Genomic DNA, 236 nt, shown 5'->3' with positions numbered 1-236 from the left:
GGAGCCTGGCAGTTCCCTACTCTCGCATGGGGAGACCCCACACTACCATCGGCGCTACGGCGTTTCACTTCTGAGTTCGGCATGGGATCAGGTGGGACCACCGCGCTGTTGCCGCCAGGCATATTCTGTTTCATTAACCGTCATTCTTCATGACCATTAATATTAATCTCGGAATTCAGCTGAAAATCAGTCTCTCTCACCAAAACACCTTCGGTGTTGTAAGGTTAAGCCTCACG

General features: G+C 51.3%; 1 rRNA gene. It reads right to left on the bottom strand.

Going from position 1 to position 236, the window contains the following annotated elements:
• Positions 1-3 precede the first annotated feature (3 nt).
• Positions 4-119: ribosomal RNA gene (gene rrf / locus MUA00_RS00020) — 5S ribosomal RNA — on the bottom strand.
• Positions 120-236: the final 117 nt, after the last annotated feature.

This window comes from Dryocola boscaweniae (assembly GCF_025215095.1).
In the GTDB taxonomy this organism is placed as follows: domain Bacteria; phylum Pseudomonadota; class Gammaproteobacteria; order Enterobacterales; family Enterobacteriaceae; genus Dryocola; species Dryocola boscaweniae.
Note: the sequence above shows the minus strand (reverse complement) of the source record. Positions and strands in the feature narration are given on the sequence as shown.